23 protein-coding genes are annotated in these 21732 nt (G+C 68.6%); 7 read left to right on the top strand and 16 right to left on the bottom strand.

All coding sequences use genetic code 11. From position 1 onward, the window contains the following. Nucleotides 1-188 precede the first annotated feature (188 nt). A complete protein-coding gene (locus QJS31_RS13505) occupies nt 189-1361 on the top strand; it encodes a helix-turn-helix domain-containing protein (RefSeq protein WP_282784597.1) in 1173 nt (390 codons plus the stop codon). Nucleotides 1362-1487: 126 nt separating this feature from the next. Here QJS31_RS13505 and QJS31_RS13510 read toward each other — a convergent pair whose 3' ends face one another. The 4 genes from QJS31_RS13510 to QJS31_RS13525 all read right to left on the bottom strand — a co-directional run bounded on the left by QJS31_RS13510 (nt 1488) and on the right by QJS31_RS13525 (nt 4131). Next, a complete protein-coding gene (locus QJS31_RS13510; protein WP_306356852.1) occupies nt 1488-1904 on the bottom strand; it encodes a type II toxin-antitoxin system VapC family toxin in 417 nt (138 codons plus the stop codon). Next, nucleotides 1904-2155: an Arc family DNA-binding protein gene (locus QJS31_RS13515; RefSeq protein ID WP_195144990.1), complete on the bottom strand. Its 252-nt coding sequence runs from the start codon at nt 2153-2155 to the stop codon at nt 1904-1906. Before QJS31_RS13515 ends, QJS31_RS13510 begins: the two co-directional genes overlap by 1 nt. 64 nt (nt 2156-2219) lie before the next feature. Beyond that, complete coding sequence (locus QJS31_RS13520; RefSeq protein ID WP_282784603.1) at nt 2220-3539, bottom strand: M18 family aminopeptidase; 1320 nt, start codon at nt 3537-3539, stop codon at nt 2220-2222. A 154-nt stretch (nt 3540-3693) separates the two neighbouring features. Next, complete coding sequence (locus tag QJS31_RS13525) at nt 3694-4131, bottom strand: MarR family winged helix-turn-helix transcriptional regulator (protein WP_282784605.1); 438 nt, start codon at nt 4129-4131, stop codon at nt 3694-3696. 45 nt (nt 4132-4176) lie between these two features. Between QJS31_RS13525 and QJS31_RS13530 the strand changes: the two genes are divergently transcribed. Beyond that, nucleotides 4177-5256, top strand: a complete 1080-nt coding sequence (locus QJS31_RS13530) for a substrate-binding domain-containing protein (protein WP_306356853.1) — start codon at nt 4177-4179, stop codon at nt 5254-5256. Between the two features lie 15 nt (nt 5257-5271). Here QJS31_RS13530 and purQ read toward each other — a convergent pair whose 3' ends face one another. Together purQ and purS are read right to left on the bottom strand one after the other, a co-directional pair. Next, entirely contained in the window at nt 5272-5949 is a 678-nt protein-coding gene (gene purQ, locus QJS31_RS13535; RefSeq protein WP_282784609.1) for a phosphoribosylformylglycinamidine synthase subunit PurQ, read from the bottom strand. After that, nucleotides 5946-6179 carry a phosphoribosylformylglycinamidine synthase subunit PurS gene (purS, locus tag QJS31_RS13540; protein WP_029926445.1) on the bottom strand — a complete coding sequence of 78 codons (234 nt, stop codon included), beginning with the start codon at nt 6177-6179 and terminating at the stop codon, nt 5946-5948. Before purS ends, purQ begins: the two co-directional genes overlap by 4 nt. A gap of 237 nt (nt 6180-6416) precedes the next feature. Here purS and QJS31_RS13545 point away from each other — a divergent pair, with 237 nt between their 5' ends. Next, nucleotides 6417-7061, top strand: coding sequence for an MBL fold metallo-hydrolase (locus tag QJS31_RS13545; protein WP_282784612.1), 645 nt, complete (start codon nt 6417-6419; stop codon nt 7059-7061). On the opposite strand, the gene QJS31_RS13550 is transcribed toward QJS31_RS13545, so the two are convergent. From QJS31_RS13550 to QJS31_RS13560, 3 genes are read right to left on the bottom strand one after another with little or no spacing between them, the layout of a single operon-like run. Then, a complete protein-coding gene (locus QJS31_RS13550) occupies nt 7058-8446 on the bottom strand; it encodes a dipeptidase (protein WP_306356854.1) in 1389 nt (462 codons plus the stop codon). The genes QJS31_RS13545 and QJS31_RS13550 overlap by 4 nt on opposite strands. Before the next feature lie 14 nt (nt 8447-8460). Further along, nucleotides 8461-8658 (bottom strand): hypothetical protein, encoded by a 198-nt coding sequence (locus QJS31_RS13555; protein ID WP_306356855.1) that lies wholly within the window; start codon nt 8656-8658, stop codon nt 8461-8463. Next, nucleotides 8655-9767, bottom strand: a complete 1113-nt coding sequence (locus QJS31_RS13560) for an APC family permease (protein ID WP_306356856.1) — start codon at nt 9765-9767, stop codon at nt 8655-8657. Before QJS31_RS13560 ends, QJS31_RS13555 begins: the two co-directional genes overlap by 4 nt. 9 nt (nt 9768-9776) lie before the next feature. Here QJS31_RS13560 and QJS31_RS13565 point away from each other — a divergent pair, with 9 nt between their 5' ends. Beyond that, complete coding sequence (locus QJS31_RS13565) at nt 9777-9974, top strand: hypothetical protein (protein ID WP_282783723.1); 198 nt, start codon at nt 9777-9779, stop codon at nt 9972-9974. Between the two features lie 135 nt (nt 9975-10109). Here QJS31_RS13565 and QJS31_RS13570 read toward each other — a convergent pair whose 3' ends face one another. Further along, nucleotides 10110-12269 carry a S9 family peptidase gene (locus QJS31_RS13570; protein ID WP_306356857.1) on the bottom strand — a complete coding sequence of 720 codons (2160 nt, stop codon included), beginning with the start codon at nt 12267-12269 and terminating at the stop codon, nt 10110-10112. Between the two features lie 419 nt (nt 12270-12688). On the opposite strand from QJS31_RS13570, the gene QJS31_RS13575 reads away from it, so the two are divergent. After that, nucleotides 12689-12904: a DUF397 domain-containing protein gene (locus tag QJS31_RS13575; protein ID WP_029926432.1), complete on the top strand. Its 216-nt coding sequence runs from the start codon at nt 12689-12691 to the stop codon at nt 12902-12904. A gap of 12 nt (nt 12905-12916) precedes the next feature. Here the strand turns inward: QJS31_RS13575 and QJS31_RS13580 are convergent, their stop codons facing one another. The 5 genes from QJS31_RS13580 to QJS31_RS13600 all read right to left on the bottom strand — a co-directional run bounded on the left by QJS31_RS13580 (nt 12917) and on the right by QJS31_RS13600 (nt 18102). Then, nucleotides 12917-13876: an alpha/beta hydrolase family protein gene (locus QJS31_RS13580; RefSeq protein ID WP_282783727.1), complete on the bottom strand. Its 960-nt coding sequence runs from the start codon at nt 13874-13876 to the stop codon at nt 12917-12919. A 137-nt stretch (nt 13877-14013) separates the two neighbouring features. Beyond that, the gene (locus QJS31_RS13585; protein ID WP_282783729.1) at nt 14014-14439 is read right to left on the bottom strand and encodes an HIT family protein; all 426 of its coding nucleotides are present in this window, start codon (nt 14437-14439) and stop codon (nt 14014-14016) included. 44 nt (nt 14440-14483) lie between these two features. Next, complete coding sequence (gene purB, locus QJS31_RS13590; RefSeq protein ID WP_306356858.1) at nt 14484-15905, bottom strand: adenylosuccinate lyase; 1422 nt, start codon at nt 15903-15905, stop codon at nt 14484-14486. A 184-nt stretch (nt 15906-16089) separates the two neighbouring features. Next, the gene (locus QJS31_RS13595) at nt 16090-16701 is read right to left on the bottom strand and encodes a TetR/AcrR family transcriptional regulator (RefSeq protein WP_029926424.1); all 612 of its coding nucleotides are present in this window, start codon (nt 16699-16701) and stop codon (nt 16090-16092) included. Between the two features lie 243 nt (nt 16702-16944). Then, on the bottom strand, nt 16945-18102 hold the full coding sequence (locus QJS31_RS13600) for a pyridoxal phosphate-dependent aminotransferase (RefSeq protein WP_306356859.1): 1158 nt from the start codon (nt 18100-18102) through the stop codon (nt 16945-16947). A gap of 53 nt (nt 18103-18155) precedes the next feature. On the opposite strand from QJS31_RS13600, the gene QJS31_RS37360 reads away from it, so the two are divergent. After that, on the top strand, nt 18156-19943 hold the full coding sequence (locus QJS31_RS37360; RefSeq protein WP_372341591.1) for a peptidoglycan DD-metalloendopeptidase family protein: 1788 nt from the start codon (nt 18156-18158) through the stop codon (nt 19941-19943). Between the two features lie 22 nt (nt 19944-19965). Here QJS31_RS37360 and purD read toward each other — a convergent pair whose 3' ends face one another. Then, the gene (purD, locus tag QJS31_RS13610; protein ID WP_306356860.1) at nt 19966-21249 is read right to left on the bottom strand and encodes a phosphoribosylamine--glycine ligase; all 1284 of its coding nucleotides are present in this window, start codon (nt 21247-21249) and stop codon (nt 19966-19968) included. Between the two features lie 103 nt (nt 21250-21352). On the opposite strand from purD, the gene QJS31_RS13615 reads away from it, so the two are divergent. Next, the gene (locus QJS31_RS13615) at nt 21353-21730 is read left to right on the top strand and encodes a PH domain-containing protein (RefSeq protein WP_143982975.1); all 378 of its coding nucleotides are present in this window, start codon (nt 21353-21355) and stop codon (nt 21728-21730) included. Nucleotides 21731-21732: the final 2 nt, after the last annotated feature.

Consider the following 21732-nt stretch of genomic DNA (forward strand, 5'->3'; position numbering starts at 1 on the left):
GGTGATGTGGAGGCACCCTCGCCGAGGCGTCGAGACCATCTCGGTGCCGGGGCCACAAGAAGCCTCACACGCCCACTACCAGCCGAAGTACCAGAAAAGTGCCAGCAACTTGCCCCATCGCGCGCCGCCGATTCCGGATACGCTCGTAGGCGTACCTGTACCCGCCCACTCGGAGCGAGGTTCTCGACATGACCACCAACGGCATCGGCAGTCGTATCGCAGCGGAGCGCAAGGTCGCCGGTTTGACGCAGGAGGCGTTCGCGAACCGCATCGGCTACAGCAAGGGCATGGTCAGGGCGGTCGAACAGGGCCGCGAGCCCGCCTCGCCCGGTTACATCGCGAAGGCCGCTCTCGTGCTCGGCGTCGAGCCCGAACACCTGATGGGCACCCCGTACTACGACACTCTGGAAGAGGATGGGCCGCTCGATGGTCTGGCGGATCTGCGCGCCATCCTCGCCGAGGGTGCGTTCGTCCGGCAGGTGGAGCCAGCGCCGCTGCCCGAGCTGCGGGCACGCCTCACCACGATCGAGATCGCTCTGCGGAATGACAAGACACGCAAGGCTCTTGCCGAGTTGCCCGGTCTGATCCGCCAACTCTACGGGGCAGTCCATACCGGCGGCGAAAGCGATCAGGCCTATCGCATGCTGTGCTCCGCATGGATCGCGGCCGAGGGAGCTTGTACCCGCCTCGGCCACACCGCCCTGACCGCGCTGATCCTGGACCGCCTCGATTCGACCGCCGCGCATGTCGACGACCCGCTGATGACAGTGCGCAGCCTGATGAAACGTGCCCGCCTCCTCATGACACACGGCTCGACGGAGGTTGCTATGTCGTTGGTGGAAAAAGGTATCGGGCTCGCGGCAGGTCAGAGCGAGGCCGAGCGAGTGCTGCGCGGTTACGGGCTGCTCCGAGGCGCGATCGTTGCCGGACGCGACCGCAATCTCGACCTGGCTCAGCAGTTCGTCACCGAGGCCCGAGGACTCGCTCGGCCGATGCAATGCGAGAGCGACCTCTACACCACGGAATTCGGACCGGGCAATGTCGAAATCCACGCCTGTGCGGTCGAACTCGAGGCCGGGGATCCCGGCAAAGCCGCTCGCGAGGGTGCCGCCCTGCGACTCCCCACCGATATCTCCGCTACCCGTGCCGGACACCACTGGCAAGACAATGCCCGCGCCTGGATCCTCGCCGGTCAGCCGGACAAGGCATTGCACTCCCTCACCATGGCCCGCCGCATCGCCCCACAGCAGACCAAGCTCCACCCGAATGTCCGAGAGTCGCTGTTCGCCATCGCCGCGGCGGAGCGCCGGAAATCGGACAGCACAGGCGCGTTCGCCCGCTGGTTGGGTGTGACCCTCTAACGAGCGGACCGATCCGCTACGGCCATGCCCGCGAGATGCTGAGCGAGCTGTCGAAGAAGCCACCCACGGGCATGCGTACCGAGGTGCGCGAGCTCAGCCGGAAGGTCGGCGTCCGCGCCTAGCGAGCTATTGCCATGGATTGATGACCGGCACTCCGGCGGCTTCGAACGGTGCGGTGTCGCGGGTGGCGACGGCGAAGCCTGCGGCGGACGCGGTAGCCGCGATCATGCCATCGGGGGGAGAGATGGCCAATCCGGCGGCGCGGGCGGTGGACATGATGTGTGCGTATGCAACGGTGGCGTCCAGGCCGTAGGGCAGGATGCGGCCGGTGAACAGCGGCAGTATGGCGCCTTCCAACCGATCGAGGAGCTGAGTGCGGCGGCGGCCGGGGGGCATGACGGCCGCGCCGAAACGCAGCTCGCCGACGGTGATGGTGCTCAGATAGAGGGTTTCGACGCTTTGGGCGTCGATCCAATCAGCGACGTGCTGATTGGGAACCGGGCGCAGGGGTTCACTGATGACGTTGGTATCCAGGATGATCACTAATCGAACTCCAGCGGCTCGGCCGGGGTGCGGTCGCGGTTGTCGAGCAAGGCGTGTTCCTCGTCGGTCAGCGCGAGTTCGCGGCCGATCTCGGCGAGCATCGAACCGAGCTTGATCCGCTCGGGTGGCTGTACGGCCTCGGCGAGAATGGCACGCATCTCCGCCTCGACGCTGCGACCGTGGGTGGCCGCGCGTTGGCGAATCGCGCGGTGCACCTCGTCGCTGAGATTACGGATCGTCACGTTCTTCATATGACACCACCCCTCCAATGTTGCCATCAATGATAGCAAGCATCGGCTTTCGCCATCACCGAAATCAGCGCCCGATCTCCGGGGTGAGGAAGGCTGCCAGCGCCGCCGCGTAGGCGGGGACGTCCGCCGCGCCCATCATCTCCCGGGCCGAGTGCATGGCCAGTTGGGCCGCGCCCACGTCGACGGTCGGCATGCCGGTGCGGGCGGCGGTAAAGGGGCCGATGGTGGAGCCGCAGGGGAGGTCGGCGCGGTGGACGTAGCGTTGCAGAGGGACGTCGGCTTGGGAGCAGGCCAGGGCGAAGGCGCCCGCGCCGGTGGCGTCGGTGGCGTAGCGGAGATTCTGGTTGACCTTGAGCACGGGGCCGCCGTTGACCTCGATGCGGTGCATGGGTTCGTGGCGGTCGGGGTAGTTGGGGTGGGTGGCGTGGGCCATGTCGCCGGAGGCGCAGACGGAACCGGCCAGGGCGGCGAGGTATTCGGCCCGACCGCCGCCGCGGCTCAGGACGATGCGCTCCAGCACCGTGGGCAGCAGCGAGGACTGGGCGCCGCGATCGGACTGGCTGCCGACCTCCTCATGGTCGAACATGGCCAGCACCGGTACCGCCGCGCCGGGTTCGGCGATGGCGGCGAGGAAGGCGCGCAGGCCCGCGAAGCAGGTGCCCTGATTGTCCAGGCGCGGCGCGCTGACCAGGTCCAGGTCGCGGCCGATCAGTTTGGCGGGCACCAGGTCGTGGGTCATGAGTTCCCAGCCGAGCACCGCCTCCGGGTCGATGCCGGAGCGTTCGGCGACGAAGGCCAGGAACGAGCGCGGTTCGACACCGACGCCCCAGACGGCATTCACGTGCCGCTGCGGGTCGAGTTTCACTCCGCCTCGGTCCTCGGACAGGTGGATGGCCAGCTGCGGCACCCGCAGGATCGGTTCGTCGATGCGAACCAGCCGCTCGCGCACCACATTTCCGTCGCGTACCGACAGTCGACCGGAGATGCCGAGGTCGCGGTCGAGCCACGAGTTGAGCCACGCCCCGCCGTAGGGCTCCAGCCCGACCAGCTGCCAGCCGGCGGACGCGAGGTCCGGATGCTGCTTCACCCGCAGGTTGGGGCTGTCGGTATGCGCCCCGATCACCCGGAACGGCGCGGCCTGCCCGCCCCGGAATCCGGACGGCGCCCCCGGCCCACCGTCGGCCCACGCCACCAGCGAACCGCCGCGCACCACGTAGTAGCGCCCCGCGCTGCTGGACGGCCAGGGCGCGGATTCCGACAGTCTCGTGAAGCCGTGATCGTCGAGTTCCGCCGCGACCGTGCGGCATACGTGGAACGGGGACGGCGAGGCGTCGATGAATTCGCACAGTCCGGCGGCGGTGGCAGCGGTCACGGAAACGGGCATGAGCCGATCCTAAGCAGTGACACTTCGCATCCGCCGCCCGGTATCCGAGCGGCGATACGACCGGCCGGGGCATGGCAGCCGGTCTCCAGACCCATCGGATGCGCCCGGACCGGCCGGTACCCGCCGTGGACACGAACTTCAGCCGCGAGCGCGGTCAGTCGGGTAGCGGGGTCTCCGCGACCTGCTCCAGCAGGCGCAGCAGCTCCTGATAGTTCGTCCCGCCGAGGCGGCGGCGGAGTTCGGCTTCGGCGCGCTGTTCCTCGGCGCGCACCTCCCCCACCAGGTCGACGCCGCGGCGGCTGAGGCCGATGAGGATGCGGCGGCGGTCGGCGGCGGCGGCGATGCGGAAGATGAGTCCGCGTTCGGCCAGGCAGTCGGCGTGCCGGGTGGCGGAGGAGGGGGCGAGCTGGGCGCGGGAGGCGAGTTCACTCATGGTGATACCGGTGTCGGCGGATAGATTGGACAGCATGGACCACTGATCCGGGGTGAGCCGACGGGCGGCGAGCGCCTCCTCGAGGTGACGCAGCCAACTGCGTTCCGCGGCCCGCAGGGCTCCATGCAGCGTGTTAATGCTGCTTACAATTGTCGCCATATTGTCCGCCCATCAATTTCCGCTCAACGAGAAGCAGAGTAACCGATGGTACCGCCGCCGGAGAATCCCGATCACAGTATCGAGATCCTCAACATAGTCCCGCTCCAGGGGCCCGGCGGTATCTTCGCACCGTCCTGTGAGGCCGCCATTTCTCTGGCCGCCGAAGAAATCAACAGTGGCACTGGAATTCTCGGCCGGGAATTGCGCACGACGCACATCGACGGGGGCCGCGATCCCGAGGAGGTGGCGCGGGAGGTGGAGGCGCTGCTGGCCACCGGCATGGTGCACGCCGTCACCGGCTGGCACACCTCGGCGGTGCGGCGGGCGGTGGCCCGGGTGACGGCCGGGCGGGTGCCGTACCTGTTCGCCACCGACAACGAGGGCCTGGATCAGGCCCCACCCGGATTGTTCCTGGTCGGCTCGGATCCGAGCCGCCAGATCCTGCCCGCCCTGCGCTGGCTGCGCCGCGAACTGGGGGCGCGCCGCTGGGCGATCATCGGCAACGACTACGTGTGGCCGCGGCGGACCGCCGAGGTGGTGCGCGCCGAGCTGGCCGAGGCCGGGCGGGAACCGCCGCTGCCGCTGGAGATGTTCGTGCCGCTGGGCACCGAGGATTTCACCGAGTTTCTGGCCGATCCGCGTCTGGATCGCGCGGACGGGGTGATCGTGCTGCTGGTCGGGGCCGATGTGGCGCGGTTCAACCGCCAGTTCACCCGGGTGGGGCGGGCCGAGCGGCAGCTGCGGGTGAGCCCGGCGGTGGATCAGAACGTGCTGCTCACCGGGGGCGCACCGGCCAACCGGAATCTGTATGTGCCGTCGAGCTTTTTCGTGAACGCGGGCGCGGACGCGGACCGGTTGGCCCGGTATCGACGGCTGCACGGTGAATTCGCGCCCGCCCTCACTAATTTCAGTAATACCGAGTACGAGGCGATCCACACCCTCCGGGCGATGGCGGAAGCGGCGGGCTCACTGGAGGTGAAACGCGTGCACGCGGCCGTCCAGGACGACCGCGTGCTCGAAACCCCTGCTGGGGAAAGGCGATTCGCCGGACAGCAGGTGGTGCTGCCCGGCTATATCGCAGCGGTCGACGGTGTCGATTTCGACATCCTGGACCGCATCTGCTGACTACGCCGAGACCGACTACGCCGAGACCAGGCTGTCCAGCACGGACAGGAACATGCCCAGGCCGTCGTCGCTGGGGCCGGTGAGCGCCTCGGTGGCGTGCTCCGGGTGCGGCATGAGGCCGACGACCCGGCCGTTGGCCGAGGCGATACCGGCGATGCCGCGCTGGGAACCGTTCGGGTTGTCGCCCGCGTAGCGGAAGACCACGCGGCCCTCACCTTCGAGCTCGTCGAGTACGGCCTCGGACGCCTGGTAGCGGCCCTCACCGGACTTGAGCGGGATGAGGATCTGCGCGCCGGGCTCGTAGCGGGAGGTCCACGCGGTATCGGCGGTCTCCACCTGCAACCACTGGTCGCGGCAGATGAAGTGCAGCCCCTCGTTGCGGGTGAGCGCGCCCGGCAGCAGCCCGGCCTCGCACAGCACCTGGAAGCCGTTGCAGATCCCCAGCACCGGCATGCCCTGGCCCGCGGCCCGCACCACTTCGCCCATGACCGGCGCGAAGCGGGCGATGGCGCCGCAGCGCAGGTAATCGCCGTAGGAGAAACCACCGGGCACGATGACCGCGTCGACACCCTTCAGGTCGGCGTCGGCGTGCCACAGGCTGACGGCCTCGGCACCGGCGATGTTCACCGCGCGGGCGGCGTCGACATCGTCGAGCGTGCCCGGGAAGGTGATGACACCGATGCGCGCGCTCACAGCCGGACGACCTTCCAGTCCTCGATGACGGTGTTGGCGAGCAGCGATTCGGCGATCCGCTCGAGCTCGTCGTCGCTGACGTTGTCGTCGACATCGAGTTCGAATCGCTTGCCCTGGCGCACATCCGAGATGCCCGGGTGTCCCAGGCGCCCGAGCGCGCCGACAATGGCCTGACCCTGCGGATCCAGGATTTCGGCCTTCGGCATCACCTCGACCACGACACGTGCCACGTGTTGCTCCTAAAGCTGGTGGGGGTTTACCTGATCAGCGTAATTGCCGCCGCTCGAGAACACCTCGCCGGGTCCGCTCGACCGTGCCGCTCACCACAACCTGCCGGTTCGCGGCGCGTCTCGGTTCTGGACCGACCGGAGCGGAGGAGCGAAGCGGGAGAGCGTAGGGAGGGAAGAACCGAGACTTCCAGCGCCGCGGACCCGCCCGGAGCGAAGCGGAGGGGCAATATACACAGTATGCGCATAGCCCATTTCGGACACTCCTGCATTCTCGTGGAACTGCACGGCACGAAGATCCTGTTCGATCCCGGCAACTTCTCGCACGGTTTCGAGGGGATCACCGGATTGGACGCCATTGCCGTGACCCATCAGCATCCCGACCATATCGACCCGAATCGGATAAGCGAACTTATCGAAGGCAATCCTAAGGCGCGATTGCTTTCCGATCCGCAGACCGCGCAGCAGCGGGCGGAACCCTGGGAAGCCGTGCATGCCGGAAATGTCTTGAAAGTTGGAAATGTACAAGTAACCGGCGGTGGTGGCCGCCACGCCGTCATCCACCCCGAGATTCCGGTCATCGACAATACGGTCTTCCAACTCGGCACCCCGGACGATCCGGCCGAACTCGTCCACCCCGGCGACTCGCTGTGGGTGCCGCCGGTTCCTGTGGGCGTCCTCGCCCTGCCCGCCGTCGCGCCGTGGATGAAGATCAGCGAGGCCGTCGACTACCTGCGGGCCGTGAACCCCCGCACCGCGTTCCCCATCCACTACGGGATCATCGCGGACGCGGCGCAGGGGATCTACTTCGGCCGACTCAATGAGATGACACCCGCCGGAACGGATTTCCGGGTCATCGAGCCGGAGGACCACACCGAGTTCTAATCCGCGTACGACGCCAGGAACAGCGCCTCCGCCAGCGCCATGTGCTCGATCTCGGTCGGATCCACGCTCTCGTTGGGCGCGTGGATCAGGCATTTGGGCTCCTCCACCCCCAACAGCATGATCTCGGCGTCCGGATAGGTGTCGGCGAAGACATTGCACAGCGGGATGGCTCCGCCCTGCCCCTCGGTCGTGGCCGGGCGACCGTAGGCGGCGGCCAGCGCGGCCTCCATGGCGGTGCGGGCCGGTCCCCCGGCCGCCGATGTGAACGGCGCGCCGACGCCTTCCGTCTCGATCGTCACCCTGGCGTGCCAGGGCGTGTGCCGCTTCAGATGCGCGGTGAGCAGCCGCAGCGCCTGCCCCGGGTCGGTCCCGGGCGGAATCCGCAGATTGAGCCGGGCGGCGGCGGTGGGCTGGATGGCGGCCGACGACCCGACCACCTTGGGTGCGTCGATGCCGAGCACGGTCAGCGCCGGGCGCGCCCAGAGCATATCGGCGGGCGTCCCGCTGCCGACCAGCTCCACCCCGGGCAGCACGGTGGCGTCGGCCCGGAACTGCTCCGGCGGATACTGCACCCCGTCCCACACCTGATCGTTGGCGAGACCGTCCACGGTGGTGTTGCCGTGCTCGTCCCGCAGGGTCGCCAATAGGTGGATGAGCGCCGCCAGCGCGTCCGGCGCGGCGCCGCCGAACATGCCCGAATGCATGGGGCTGCCGAGGGTTTCGATGGTGACCACGACATTCACGTTGCCGCGCAGGGTTTCGGTGAAGGTGGGTACGCCGACCGCGAAATTGCCGGTGTCGCACATGAGGATGGTGTCACTTCGCAGCAGGTCCACGTGCTGCGGCACGAATCGCTCCAGCCCGCCGGTGCCCTGTTCCTCCGAGCCCTCCGACACCAAGGTCAACCCCACCGGGAAACCACCGTCCCCCAGCACTTCCCGTAGCGCCCGCAGCGCGGTGAGGTGCATGACGATATTGCCCTTGCAGTCCGCCGCCCCGCGGCCGTACCAGCGCCCGTCCCGTTCGGTGAGCTGCCACACCGGCGTATGCCAGGCCGCGTCGTCCAGCGGCGGCTGCACGTCGTAGTGGCAGTACAGCATGATGGTCGGCTTCCCGGCGGGTGCGGCGCGGCGGGCCACCACGGTGTCGGTGCCGTCGGGGGTGGTGTGCAGTCCGGCGTCGGTGAGCCCCTCGGCGGCGAAGGCGTCGGCCACCCACTGCGCGGCCTTTCGGCATTCTTCGGCCGGGAACTGGCGGGGGTCGGCCACCGACTTGAACGAAACCAGCTCGGCGAGATCGGCTTTCGCCTGTGGCATGTGCTTGCGCACGGCGGCGCGCAGTGCGGCGGTGCGCGGATCGTCTTCCGCCTCGGCGGTATCGGTCATAGTCAGCTCCTGACTTACTGGTTGCCTTGGGATTTCAGCGTGTCACCGGTTCTCAGTGTTCCCGTTTCCTCCAGGTAGGCGGCGAGCCGATCCGGGCAGTAGGTCTCGATGGCCACCGCGACGGCCGCCAGCACGGCGGCCACCGCGAGGTAGACGAGCCGTCGCCCACGCGCCGAAAGGTGCTCTGTCTCCGGCCATTCGACTTCGCTCATGCCAACGCCTCCTGTGGGTCGTCGATCTTCCAGGCAGGCTTGCGCAGACGCAGGAACAGGTACGGGACCACCAGCCCGACGATGCCCGCGCCGAGCCCGACGAGCAGCACGTAGCCCAGCGGACTGCCGCTGCCGTACTGCGAGGGCGGGACGAATCCGATGAGGAAGGCCGCGAGCGAGGAGGCGATGCCGACGCCGCACAGCGCGACCAGCATGGGGGCGCGGTATCCGCGCGGATGATCGGGCTGGTCGCGGCGCAGGCGCACCGCGGCCACGAACATGAGCACGTACATGATCAGGTACACCTGCGTGGTGATCACCGACAGGATCCAGTAGGCGCTGGACACGTCGGGGATGAAGGCGTAGAGCAAGGCCAGCAGCGTGGTCACCACCCCCTGTACGACGAGCATGTTCTGTTGCACCCCATGCTTGTTCACGCGGGTGAGCACCGGCGGCAGAAACCCTTCCCTGCGCCCGATCAGCAGCAGTCCCTTGGACGGCCCGGCCAGCCGGGTGAGCATGCCGCCCAGCGCCGCCGCCACCAGCATGACGCCGAGAATCGGCGTCAGGAAACCGATGTGGAAGTGGTTGAAGAATCCGTCGAACGCCTGCATGACGCCCGCGGTGAGGCTGAGGTTCTTCGACGGCACCACCCAGCTGATCACGACGGCCGGAACGATGAAGATGGCCAGCACCAGCAGTACGGCCAGCGCCATGGCCCGCGGGTACTCCTTGTCGGGATTCTTCAGCGAGGACACGTGCACGGCGTTCATCTCCATGCCCGCGTAGGACAGGAAGTTGTTGATGATGAGCACCAGGCTGGCCAGCCCGGTCCAGGCCGGGAGTAGATGTCCGGCGTCCATGGGCGCGGCCGGTTGGTTGCCCTGCGCCAGGAAGACGAAGCCGAGCGCCACCAGCAGCGCGCCGGGTATCAGCGTGCCGATGACCAGTCCCGCACTCGACAGTCCCGCTACGGTTTTGGTGCCCTGCGAGGAGATGTACACCGCCGCCCAGTAGATGGTGATGATCACGATGGCCGCGTACCCGCCGTTGGCGGCCAGCGACGGGTCGATGATGTAGGCGACCCGCTGCCCGCCGACCGCCAGCACGAGACCATCATGCGCGCGGTGCTGCGCCACGGCTTCAGCGTCGACATGATCGACCTGCTGCTCGCCGATCTGGAGCGCGGCATCGCCCAACTGCGCGAGAATCCCCGATCCACCCCGCTCACCCGGGCGGACGTGGGCGGCTTCACCCACTCGGCCACGGCGGCGGTGCCGACGTCGAATACCCGTGGGTCCGGCTCGACGCGATAGCGGAACGCGCCGTCGCCGGGCGGGCACGCCGATGCCGAACGTCCCGCGGGTCCGGCTCGAAGCAGTAGCCGGAACCCACTGGTACCGGGCGGGTGCGGCGGCGCGACCGGCCACCGCACCCGCGGGCGGTGCGGCTCAGCGGTCGGCCAAGCCGACCTTCTCCAGCACCCAGGCGAACTCGAACGCGACTTCCTTCCACTTCTCGTAGCGGCCGGAGACGCCGCCGTGTCCGGCGGTCATCTCGGTCTTGAGCAGCAGTTGGCTGTCGCCGGTCTTGGTGGCGCGCAGTTTCGCGACCCACTTGGCCGGTTCCACGTAGAGCACGCGGGTGTCGTTGAGGCTGGTGATGGCCAGGATGGCCGGATAGTCCATCGCCGCCACGTTCTCGTACGGCGAGTACGACTTCATGTACTCGTAGACCTCTTTGTCCGCCAAGGGATTTCCCCACTCGTCCCATTCGATCACGGTGAGCGGGAGCGAGGGGTCGAGAATGGAGGTCAGCGGGTCCACGAAGGGGACGTTGGCCAGGATGCCCGCGAACAGCTCGGGCGCGAGATTGGCCACCGCGCCCACCAGCAGGCCGCCCGCGCTGCCGCCGTCGGCGATCATGCGGTCGGGCGCGGTGATACCGGTCTCCACGAGATGCCGTGCGCAGGAGACGAAATCGGTGAAGGTGTTCTTCTTGGTGAGCGTCTTGCCGTGCTCGTACCACAGCCGGCCCATCTCACCGCCGCCGCGCACATGCGCGACCGCGAACACCATGCCGCGATCCAGCAGCGACAGTCGCGCCACCGAGAAGCCCGGATCGATACTGGCCTCGTAGGAGCCGTAACCGTAGAGCAGCAACGGTTTCAGGCCGTCGCCGAGATCCTTGCGCTTGACGATGGACACCGGAATGCGGGTGCCGTCCGACGCCACCGCCCACACCCGATGCTGCTCGTAGTCATCGGCCTGGAAGTCGCCGAGCACCGGCTGTTCCTTGCGCAGCAGCATCTCCCCGGTGGCCGGCACGTAGTCGAAGATCCGCATCGGCGTGATGAAGGAGGTGACCCCCATGCGCAGGGTCGGCTGCTCCCACTCGGGATTGGAGCCCAGCCCGGCGGCGAACAGCTCCAGGCCGAACTGGATCTCGGCGAGTTCGCCGTAGCCGTCGGCGGTCAGCGGCCAGACCGCGACGCGCGGCAGCGCCTCACGGCGGTAGGACAGCACCAGTTTGTCGGAGAAGGCGTCGACATCCTCGAGCCGCACATCGTCGCGGTGGCCGATGAGGATGCGCTGATTCGCGGGATCGTCGACCGGGGCCTCGGCGAGTACGAAATTCTCCGCCTTCACGCCGTCGACGACATCGTTGTGCAGGATGAGCAGCCGGTCCGCGCCACCGATGACGGCGTGCTCGGCCGAGTACTCCACGCCCTCGCGGCGCGGCATGAGCACCCGGAACTCGCCCTCGGGCTGGTCGGACTCCAGGATCCAGCCCTCGGTGGTGATCTTGGAGCCGACCCAGATGACGAGGTACTTCTCCGAGCGGGTGGCGCCGATGCTGACCCAGTAGCGCTCGTCGGGCTCGTGGAAGACCTTGACATCGGCGTCCTGGGCGGTGCCCAGGCGGTGCCGCCACACGGTGTCGGGCCGCCAGGACTCGTCGACGGTCTGGTAGAAGACGTGGGTGCCGTCCAGCGACCAGGTCGCGCCGGGCGCGGTGCCCGGAATCTCATCGGCCAGCGCCTCGCCGGTCTCGAGATTCTTGAAGCGCAGCACGTAGCGCTCGTCGCCGACGGTGTCGTCGGAGTAGGCCAGCAGATCGCCCGCGTGGCTGATGGAGAACGCGCCGAGGGCGAAGAAGTCGTGCCCCTCGGCCAGTTCATTGCTGTCCAGCAGCACCTGCTCGCCCGGGACCTCGATATCGACCTCGAGCTGCGGCGGGGTCCAGTCGTCCCGGTCGCCGATCGGGCAGCGGCAGTGCACGCCGTACTGTTTGCCCTCGAAACTGCGCGAGTAGTACCACCAGTCGCCCATGCGCGTCGGCACCGACAGATCGGTCTCCTGGGTACGCGACTTGATCTCGTCGAAGATCTTCTCCCGCAGCGGCCCCAACTGCGCCGTCTGCGCGTCCGTATAGGAGTTCTCCGCCTCCAGGTACGCGATGACCTCGGGATTCTCCTTGTCCCGCAACCATTCGTACTCGTCGGTGAACACATCACCGTGATGGACGCGCTCCGCCGGAACCCGCTTCGCGATCGGCGCGGTCACCACGGATTCGGAGGTCGTCGCTGCGCTACCACTGTCCAGAGCCATGCGATCCACCGTAGTGCGCAACTCCGCCCGCCCGGCGCGCACCCGGCCGTCGCGCTCAGGCTACGACGGCTCGGACCCGGAGTGCCGACGGCTAGCGCAGCCGACGACGGCCGTTACCGGCCAGATGGCGATTCTGCTCGTAGAGGTAGAAGACCGCCGCCTTGCGTCGTGCGCATTGATCGGTCGGGCACGTTCGATGGATTCGCAGAATGCTCTGTGCCAATTCGATGGTGAAGCGACCGGGCACTACCTCACAACTATCGGAGATGGGGGCTGCTCGCTGAGGGGACCATGGCGTGCGCACCATACCTCCTTCCTGCCGACACAAGATGGAATATCCGATCCGAGCAACCGGCAAACCCTGGCAGTATGAGTGCGACCCAAATCACCGTCCGGTACCACCACGCACAGGAGTCCGAGTGGAAGCCAAGAACCGCGAGATCGAGCCCGACGCCGTATGGCGGCGCAGCACCGACACCGGCGACGGTGTCGAGGTCGCCTTCCTGGCCAGCGGAAATATCGGATTGCGCAATTCCGCCGACCCGGACGGCCCCGTGCTCATCTTCACCCCGGGCGAGTGGGCGGCCTTCGTGGCCGGTGCCAAGGACGGTGAATTCAACCGCCCCCGAAACTGATATCCGGGTGGATCAGGCTCCGATCGCCGCGGCGATGGTCGGCCACGAGGAGTGCAACGTGTCCTTCCAGTACGACCAGGAGTGCGTCCCGACCGGGCTGTAGTCGACACGGGCCGGAATGCCCAGCTCCCGCAGCCGACCCTCGAACGCGGTCACGCAGGCGTTCACGCCGAATTCGATGGGTCCGCCGAAGAAGATGTTCTCCGGCAGCTGGGGTTTGATCTCGAGTTCGTGCGGACCGGGCAGCCCGGTGCCGGTGGACAGGTAGATGGTCTTGCCCCGCAACCGGTCCGCCAGCAGCGCCGGATTGTGTTCCGCCCACGCGGGGCTCGAGACCGGACCCCACATATTGAACGGATTGCCGCCGCGATTGGCGATGGAGAACAGCATCGCGCCCTGGGCGATGGAGGTGTCCGGGCAGGCGCTGTAGCCCGCCACCGCGCGATACAGGTCCGGCCGCCGCGTCGCCAGCATGAAGGCCGCGTTGCCGCCCATGGACAGGCCGCCGATGGCGTTGACGCCATTGCCCGCGAAATGGCTGTCGATGATCGGCGGCAGTTCCTCGGTGAGGAAGGTTTCCCAGCGGTACCGGCCGAACTTCGGGTCGTCGGCGATCCAGTCGGTGTAGTAGCTGGCCTGGCCGCCCATCGGCAGCACGACATTGACGTTCTTGCCGCGGAAGAACGGTTCCGCGTCGGTGGCGTTGGTCCAAGTGCTCTGTGCCGCACCGGGATCCAGGCCGTCGAGCAGATAGTAGGAGGGCCGGGAGCCGCCGCCCGCCGGGTGCAGGACCTGCACCTGGATCTCACGGTTCATGGCGGCGGACCGGATGAAGATCGCCGAACGCGTGGGACCGAGGTCGTCGATCCGGACGACCTGTGCCGCGCTCGCGGTTGCCGGTTCGGCCAGCACCGGACTGAGCAAACCGATGGCGACCGAAAGAACGGCTGCCGCAACGGCTCTACGATACATATCCCCACCTCCGTCAAGCCCACCACAAGAGGGGTTACACGTTACCCATACGGATGCACCGAGGGGTGAGAACAGCGATACGGCGTGTCTTTGGCAAACCACATGGTATGCATGTGGTAATGCCGTCCGGCTATGGCTTACAGCCGATCCAGCGCGCCCCGAATCGAGCCCGCGAGGTAGTCCAGATCCGCACGCTGCGGCGTCGTCGGCCGCCCGCGCAACCCGAATCCGTCGCCCGGCGTGCGGGGAATCACATGCAGATGCACATGGAACACCTCCTGCCCCGCCGTCACGCCGTCCGCGAGGAAGAAATTCACCCCGTCGCAGCCGACCTCCGACTCCCGCAGCGCCGCGGCGAGACGCTGGCCGACCTGAAACAGCTTCCCGCCGACCGCCGGATCCAACTCCGCCAGACTCTTGGCCGGAACCTTCGGGATCACCAGCAGATGTCCCGGAGTGAACGGCCGAATGTCCATGAACGCCAACACATCGTCGTCGGAGTACACCTGGGACGAGGGTGCGCGGCCGGCGACGATATCGGAGAAGATCGTGTACGGATTCATGCCCGGCAGCCTAGAACCATTGCCTACCGAATACGTTCTCTCGCTTAGAGAATCGGCGACGGCGTGTAGCGCGCCGCCTCGGGGTGGGCGTCGACCAGCTTCTGCACCTGGGCGATGACGTCCGCCGTCTGCGCCTCGGCCGCACCGATGAAGGCGGTGCGATCCGCGAGCGCCGCGTCCAGGGCGGCGCGGTCCAGGGGCATCCGGTCGTCCGCGGCCAGGCGATCCAGCAGGTCGGGTTCGCGGCCCTGCTCGCGCATGGCCAGCGCCACCGCGACGGCGTGCTCCTTGATGACCTCGTGTGCGGCCTCCCGGCCCACCCCGGCCCGCACCGCGGCCATCAGAATGCGGGTGGTGGCCAGGAACGGCAGGTAGCGCTCGAGTTCGCGTTCGACGACCGCCGGGTACGCGCCGAATTCGGTCAGCACCGTCAGGAAGGTCTCCATCATGCCGTCGATGGCGAAGAAGGCGTCCGGCAGCGCGACCCGGCGGATGACCGAGCAGAACACATCACCCTCGTTCCACTGCGCACCCGCCATCTCGGCCGCCATGGAGCCGTAGCCGCGCAGCACCACCTGCAGGCCGTTGACCCGCTCGCAGGAGCGGGTGTTCATCTTGTGCGGCATGGCCGACGAACCGACCTGACCGGGCTGGAAGCCCTCGGTGACCAGTTCGTGCCCGGCCATCAGGCGAATGGTGTGCGCGAACGACGACGGCCCCGCGCCGACCTGTACCAGCGCCGAGAGCACATCGTGGTCGAGCGAGCGCGGGTAGATCTGGCCGACACTGGTGAACACGGTGGCGAAGCCGAGGTGGCGCGCCACCTTCTGCTCCAGCTGCGCCAGTTTCGCGGCATCGCCGCCGAGCAGGTCCAGCATGTCCTGGGCGGTGCCCATCGGGCCCTTGATGCCGCGCAGCGGGTACCGGTCGATCAGCTCGCGCAGGCGGGTGAGCGCGATGAGCAGTTCGTCGGCGGCGGAGGCGAAGCGCTTGCCGAGCGTGGTGGCCTGGGCCGCCACATTGTGCGAGCGGCCCGCCATCACCAGCGGCTGGTACTGCGCGGCCCGCTCGGCCAGCCGCGCCGCGACGGCCACGCCGTGCGCGTACACGTGTTCGAGCGACAGCCGGATCTGCAACTGCTCGACATTCTCGGTGAGGTCGCGCGAGGTCATGCCCTTGTGCACGTGCTCGTGCCCGGCCAGGGCGTTGAATTCCTCGATGCGGGCCTTCACGTCGTGGCGGGTGACGCGTTCACGCTCGGCGATGGACGTCAGATCGACCCGGTCGACGACCCGCTCGTAGTCCTCGACCACTCCGGCCGGAACGTCCACGCCCAGTTCGGCCTGGGCGCGCAGCACCTCCAGCCAGAGCCGCCGCTCGAGCACGATCTTGTTCTCGGGCGACCACAGGTGCACCAACTCGGGGCTGGCGTAGCGGGTGGCGAGGACGTTCGGGACAAGACTCACGTCGAGTGAGTCTAGTTAGCTCGGTGGCGGCTGCCGAACCCCGGCTCACCCGCGCGATCCGACCCCGCGATCCCGGGGCTGCTCGTGCCGACTGCCATCGGTCCCGGGTGCCATCAGACCGGTCTGCACCGGTCGCCCGGACCGGTGGAGCCGTCTCGCCACGACATACCGATCCAGAGCCGCGTCACACCGGCGGCGCGACGATGTCGATGAGTTCCAGCAGCGCTCCCCGGGCCGCCCGCCGAGGTTGCGGGTCGAGTTCGCCGAGCGCCGTCACCACCGCGCCGTCGACCACCGACACCAGCCGTCGTATCTGTTCGGCCCGCACCACCCGATCGGACCGCCGCAGCACGTCGGCGAGCAGCTCGTCGAGCTGCGCGCGTAGTCGGAGCTGTACCTCGCGTAGCTCCGGGTGGCGGGCGGAGGCGACCGATCGCTCGTAGCGGGCGATCAGCTGGCCGCGCGATTCCGCGTCCTGGTCCTGCCCGTCCGGGCACACCAGCAGGTCGAGGATCAGCTCGACGGTGGCCTCCGCGCCGCGGCGGCGGTGGGTCACCTCACCGACACGGCGGCGCATGTTCTCGAGTTCGGCATTGCCGGAGAACTCGACCGCGCGCGCGATCAGATCCTCGAGGGATTCGAAGTAATACGTCGTCGAGGCGAGCGGCAGATCCGCGCGCGTCGCAACCGAGCGGTGTCGTACCGCTTCGAACCCACCCTCGAGTAGCAACTCGGCGGCAGCTGCAACCAGCGCTTGGCGACGCCGTTCGCCTTTCGGAGTCGTCGCGGTGATCACCACGTCATCGTGCCAGTCATCATCGGTTCATCTGTGCCAAATGGGTGCGATCTGTGTGTTTTCCAGTTCGGATGGGCTGCCGACGAGCCGTGCGGAATTCGCATTACAACGGTTGTACCGCATCGGCGAAGGATGGGGGGCGAGTCCGGAAAGTCTTTGCGGGACATCGCCGCTCGGCTCCGCTCGCCGGACCGGTCGGGATCGCTCCGGCAAACTCACGGCATCACTCCGCCCGGCCGCGCGTCAGCTCAGATGGGCTTCCAATCGCGCCAACGCCTCTTCGATATCGGCCGTGGCTCCGGCGAAGGAGAATCGCACCGTGTGCCGACCGTTACGGGTGTCGAAATCGATTCCCGGGGCGAGGGCCACGCCGGTGCGGTTCAGCACCTCGGTGCACCACGCCATGGAGTCGTCGGTGAGGTGTGCGATATCGGCGTAGGCGTAGAACGCGCCGTCGGCCGGAGCCAGGTCGGTGATGCCGAGTTTCGGCAGCCCCTCCAGCAGTAGCCGACGATTCTCCGCGTAGCGGCGGACATGCCCGTCGAGTTCGGCCTTGGCCTCCGCGCCGAAGGCGTGCACCGCCGCGTACTGGGAGATGGCGGGCGGGCAGACGGTCATATTCGAGGCCAGCCGCTGCAGCGCCGGGCGCAGGTGCGCGGGCGCGAGCATCCAGCCCAGCCGCCAGCCGGTCATGGAGAAGTACTTCGACACCGAGCCGATGACCACCGAATTCCGGGAGGTCTCCCAGGCCGAGGCGGTCGGCTCGGTGTCGGCGTAGACGATGCCGTGGTAGATCTCGTCGGAGATGAGCAGCGTGCCGTGCTCGTCGCACCAGCGGGCCAGCGCGGCCAGCTCCGCCGCGTCGATCATGGTGCCGGTCGGATTGGCCGGACTGGCCACGATCAGGCCCGCCGGGGGCTGCGGCAGCGCCTCCACCATGGCCACGGTCGGCTGGAACCGGGTCTCGGGACCGCAGTCCAACTCCACCACCTCGCACCCCAGCGCGGTGAGGGTGTTGCGGTAGGCCGGATAGCCCGGCCGCGCCACCACCACGGTGTCGCCCACGTCGAAGGCCGCCAGGAAGATGAGCGTGAACGCACCCGACGATCCGGTCGTCACCACCACGTCCTCGGCCGTCGCGTCCACCCCGTAGGTGTCCCGATGATGGCCCGCGATGGCCTCGCGCAGCGTCAGGATGCCGAATGTCTCGGTGTAGCCGAGCAACTCACGTTCCATGGCCGCCCTGGTGGCCCGCAGCACCGGCCGCGGCGCCGGAGTGGACGGCTGCCCCGCCGCCAGCACCAGCACATCCCCGTGTGTCCGGGCCCGCTCCGCTGCTGCTTTCCAGACGTCCATCACGTAGAAAGGTGGAATGGTCGACCGGCGAGATTCGATACGCACTCGACAGACGGTAGAGCACCCGCTCCCCCGTCGGTCCCGCAATCCCCGCCGGAATGACTGAGCAGAACACCGTGTCGGGGGGACACCACATCGACCAGGAGGTCATAACGCCCGTCGCAGCCGACACCACCGAGCCCGGCGAACCTCGCCCCGGGCGGGGTGACGCCGTGGTCGGCGCCGAGCGCACGGCGACGAACCACGTCACCCGTGCGGACGACCGTCCCGCACCCGTGGACACGGACAACAGCGCACCCCGCGATGACAACGGTCTCGATCCACGCGACGGCATCGCCCAGCCCACATCCGCAGGCGGCACCGGTCGCCAGGCCGATGCGGCGGAACCCCCGCCCACGACCAATCGCGTTCCCTCGACCCACAACGCGCTGGTGCGCACGGCTGAGCTGCCCACCACCGGTAGCACATCGGAGGATGCCGATGTGGAAGCCGAAGGTCCGGGGGCCGAGGCGGGCATCGAGGCACGGGCGACAGCGGTCGATCCCCGGTCGGCCGTCGCGGCTTACACCAGCGGCACCCCGACAACAGCGAAAAGCGAAAGGCGTACCGGTGTCGCGACGGTCCCCGCGGCTGCCGGGAACGGCGCGGAGACCGGAGACAGCGCAGCGGCCGATGACGAGGCGGCAACGGCAGCGGGGAGCGACACACGAACCGGCGGCACGGCGGTCTCCGCGACAGCCGAAGGTGACACGACAGCCGAAGGTGACACGACAGCCGGGAACGACACCGCAACCGGAGACGAGCTCTCTCAGGGGTGTCGGCTCGCGGAGTTCCGGGGTGGTCGGTTCGTACCGGGGCTGCGCGCTGAGGTGGCGCGGCGTGCCCCGGGAGGTCGCGCGGATGCGCGGGGTGCGGCCGCGTGGCGACGCGTCGCGGATCGGGTGGCGACGGACGTTGCGCGGGTGACGAGTGCTCGCCACGACGAAGGGCGCGTGCCCGGAGCCGTCGGCGCGCGGATGCGGGCCGAGAGCGCACGGCTGTGGCGGGCGATGCCCAGGAGCCGCGAAGAGATGCGGGAGCTCGGGCCTCGGGTGCGGGCGCAGGCGCGGCGGCAGGCGCCGGTGGTGCGGGCGTGGGCGGGGGCGCATCGGTATCTGCTGGCGGGGATGGCGGCGGTGCTGGTGTTCGCGGGGGCCGACAGTCCGCTGGCGATCATTCCGGTGGACGCACCGGCCGAGCCCGGGGTGGCGCTGCGGGTTCCGACGGCCTATCCGCTCCAGGTGGCGGCTCCGGCGGCGTCGACCAAGCGCTACCTCGACGCCATCGACCACGGGGAGAAGCTGCGCGAGGCGGCCGTGGTGGCGGCGGCCGCGCGGGCCACGCTGGAGCGGGCCAAGGCCGAGGCGGCCGCGGCGGTGGCGGGAGAGACGCAGCCGTGGCTCAACTCGGGCGCCGACCCCGGCGGCGCGCTGCCGCCCGGCTTCGTGCTGCCCAGCATCGGCGGATTCGCGCTCCCGGCCAAGGGGCTGTTCACCTCGGCGTTCGGCCAGCGCTGGGGCACCTTCCACAACGGCATCGACATCGCCGCGCCGCTGGGCTCCCCCATTTACGCCGTGGCCGCGGGCACTGTCGTCGACGCGGGCCCCGCCGCCGGATTCGGCCTGTGGGTGCGCATCCGCCACGACGACGGCACCATCACCGTCTACGGGCACATGTACGACTTCATCGTCTCGGTGGGCGAGCGCGTCCCGGCCGGAATGCAGATCGCCCGCATCGGCAACCGCGGCGACTCCACCGGCCCGCACCTGCACTTCGAGGTCATCCAGAACGGGCAGCACGTGGACCCGCAACGCTGGCTCGCCCTGCACGGCCTGTCCCTGAACTGATCCGGAAGGTTTCCGGGGTTCCTCAGACGGTGGTGGGCACCGTGATCCGGTTCTCGGTGGCCGCCAGTGCGATATCGGTGCGGAAGTGGCTGCCCGGCAGCTTGATTCCGGAAAGGCGGGCGTAGGCGTTCTCGCGCGCCGCCTCGAGATCGGCGCCGTGGCCGACGATCGACAGCACCCGGCCGCCCGCCGAGACCAGCGCCCCGTCGGCGCGCTGCGCGGTGCCCGCGTGCAGCACCTCGGATTCGGTTCCGGTACCAGCGGATTCGGCTCCGCTGATGACATCGCCGGTGCGCGGCCGCCCCGGGTAGTTCTCGGCGGCCAGTACGACGGTGACCGCGGCACCGTCCTTCCAGCACGGTGCGGCGACCCGGTCCAGGGTGCCGGTGGCGGTGGCGTGCAGCAGTTCGCCGAGCGGGCTGTCGAGCATGGCCAGCACCGCCTGGGTCTCGGGATCGCCGAAGCGGCAGTTGAATTCGACCACCGCCGGACCGGCCTGGCCGATGGCGAGCCCGGCGTACAGCAGCCCGGAGAACGGCGTCCCCCGGCGAACCATCTCGGCCGCAACGGGTTTCACCACCTCGTCGACGATGGTGGTGACGGTCTGCTCCGGCAGCCACGGCAGCGGCGTGTACGCGCCCATTCCGCCGGTATTGGGCCCGGTGTCCCCGTCGCCCACCCGCTTGTGGTCCTGTGCGGGCAGCAGCGGCACCACCGCCTCCCCGTCGACCAGGCAGAACAGCGACACCTCGGGCCCGTCCAGGAACGACTCCAGCAGCACCGGATGCCCCATCTCCAGGCATTCGGCGGCGTGGTCGCGCGCGGCCATCCGATCCGCGGTGACCACCACACCCTTGCCGGCGGCCAGCCCGTCGTCCTTGACCACCCAGGTCGGCCCGAAGCGGTCCAGCGCCGCGTCGAGTTCGCCCGGGCTGTCCACGACCTCGCTGTGCGCGGTCCGCACCCCGGCCGCGTTCATCACGTCCTTGGCGAACGCCTTGGATCCTTCGATCCGCGCGGCCTCGGCGGACGGTCCGAAGCAGGCGATCCCGGCCGCACGCACCGCGTCGGCGACGCCGAGCACCAGCGGCACCTCCGGTCCGATCACCACCAGATCGGCTTCGACGTCGCGCGCCAGCGCCACCACCTCGTCGCCGGAGCAGGGGTCGACCGGCCGGATCTCGGCGTGCTGGGCGATGCCCGCGTTGCCGGGCGCCGCGTACACCGCGGTCACCGCCGGGTCCCGCCGCAAGGCCAGGACGAGGGCATGTTCACGGGCTCCGGAGCCGATGACGAGTACGCGCACGCGCAACAGCTTAGGTGACGTCGGTTCGGTGCGGATCAGCCCTCCGGCAGGGATGATGGGGGTGACAGCCGCCACCGCGATCGCGCGAAGGATGTGCAGGCCGATGGGCTTGATCGACGGACTGATGGGCAATGCCGGACGCATCGATCCGAACTCCGCACAGCAGGAGTACGCGAAGCTGTTCGGGCAGGGGGAACAGGTGTACGCCGCGTACCTGCTGGTGCGCGACGCCATCCTGTTCACGAATCGGCGATTGATCATCGTCGACAAACAGGGCATGACGGGACGCAAGGTGAGTTATCACAGCATCCCGTACCGGGCCATCACGCATTTCTCGGTGGAGACCGCGGGCACCTTCGATATGGATGCCGAACTGTGCATCTGGATCGGCGGCTCCCCGGAGCCGGTGCAGAAGCGCTTCAACCGCCAGGTGGACATCTACGAGGTGCAGAGCATCCTCTCGCACTTCGTGGCGGTCTGACC

The sequence above is a fragment of the Nocardia sp. CC213A genome, from assembly GCF_030766805.1.
GTDB classification, from domain to species: Bacteria; Actinomycetota; Actinomycetes; order Mycobacteriales; family Mycobacteriaceae; genus Nocardia; species Nocardia otitidiscaviarum.

What these genes read in the sequence shown, in the direction of transcription:
- QJS31_RS13505 (WP_282784597.1), top strand. Translation starts at nt 189, where the DNA reads ATGACCACCAACGGCATCGGCAGTCGTATCGCAGCGGAGCGCAAGGTC.
- QJS31_RS13515 (WP_195144990.1), bottom strand. Translation starts at nt 2,155, where the DNA reads ATGAAGAACGTGACGATCCGTAATCTCAGCGACGAGGTGCACCGCGCG.
- QJS31_RS13520 (WP_282784603.1), bottom strand. Translation starts at nt 3,539, where the DNA reads ATGCCCGTTTCCGTGACCGCTGCCACCGCCGCCGGACTGTGCGAATTC.
- QJS31_RS13525 (WP_282784605.1), bottom strand. Translation starts at nt 4,131, where the DNA reads ATGGCGACAATTGTAAGCAGCATTAACACGCTGCATGGAGCCCTGCGG.
- QJS31_RS13530 (WP_306356853.1), top strand. Translation starts at nt 4,177, where the DNA reads ATGGTACCGCCGCCGGAGAATCCCGATCACAGTATCGAGATCCTCAAC.
- QJS31_RS13545 (WP_282784612.1), top strand. Translation starts at nt 6,417, where the DNA reads ATGCGCATAGCCCATTTCGGACACTCCTGCATTCTCGTGGAACTGCAC.
- QJS31_RS13550 (WP_306356854.1), bottom strand. Translation starts at nt 8,446, where the DNA reads ATGACCGATACCGCCGAGGCGGAAGACGATCCGCGCACCGCCGCACTG.
- QJS31_RS13555 (WP_306356855.1), bottom strand. Translation starts at nt 8,658, where the DNA reads ATGAGCGAAGTCGAATGGCCGGAGACAGAGCACCTTTCGGCGCGTGGG.
- QJS31_RS13565 (WP_282783723.1), top strand. Translation starts at nt 9,777, where the DNA reads ATGCGCGCGGTGCTGCGCCACGGCTTCAGCGTCGACATGATCGACCTG.
- QJS31_RS13570 (WP_306356857.1), bottom strand. Translation starts at nt 12,269, where the DNA reads ATGGCTCTGGACAGTGGTAGCGCAGCGACGACCTCCGAATCCGTGGTG.
- QJS31_RS13580 (WP_282783727.1), bottom strand. Translation starts at nt 13,876, where the DNA reads ATGTATCGTAGAGCCGTTGCGGCAGCCGTTCTTTCGGTCGCCATCGGT.
- QJS31_RS13585 (WP_282783729.1), bottom strand. Translation starts at nt 14,439, where the DNA reads ATGAATCCGTACACGATCTTCTCCGATATCGTCGCCGGCCGCGCACCC.
- QJS31_RS37360 (WP_372341591.1), top strand. Translation starts at nt 18,156, where the DNA reads ATGACTGAGCAGAACACCGTGTCGGGGGGACACCACATCGACCAGGAG.
- QJS31_RS13615 (WP_143982975.1), top strand. Translation starts at nt 21,353, where the DNA reads ATGGGCTTGATCGACGGACTGATGGGCAATGCCGGACGCATCGATCCG.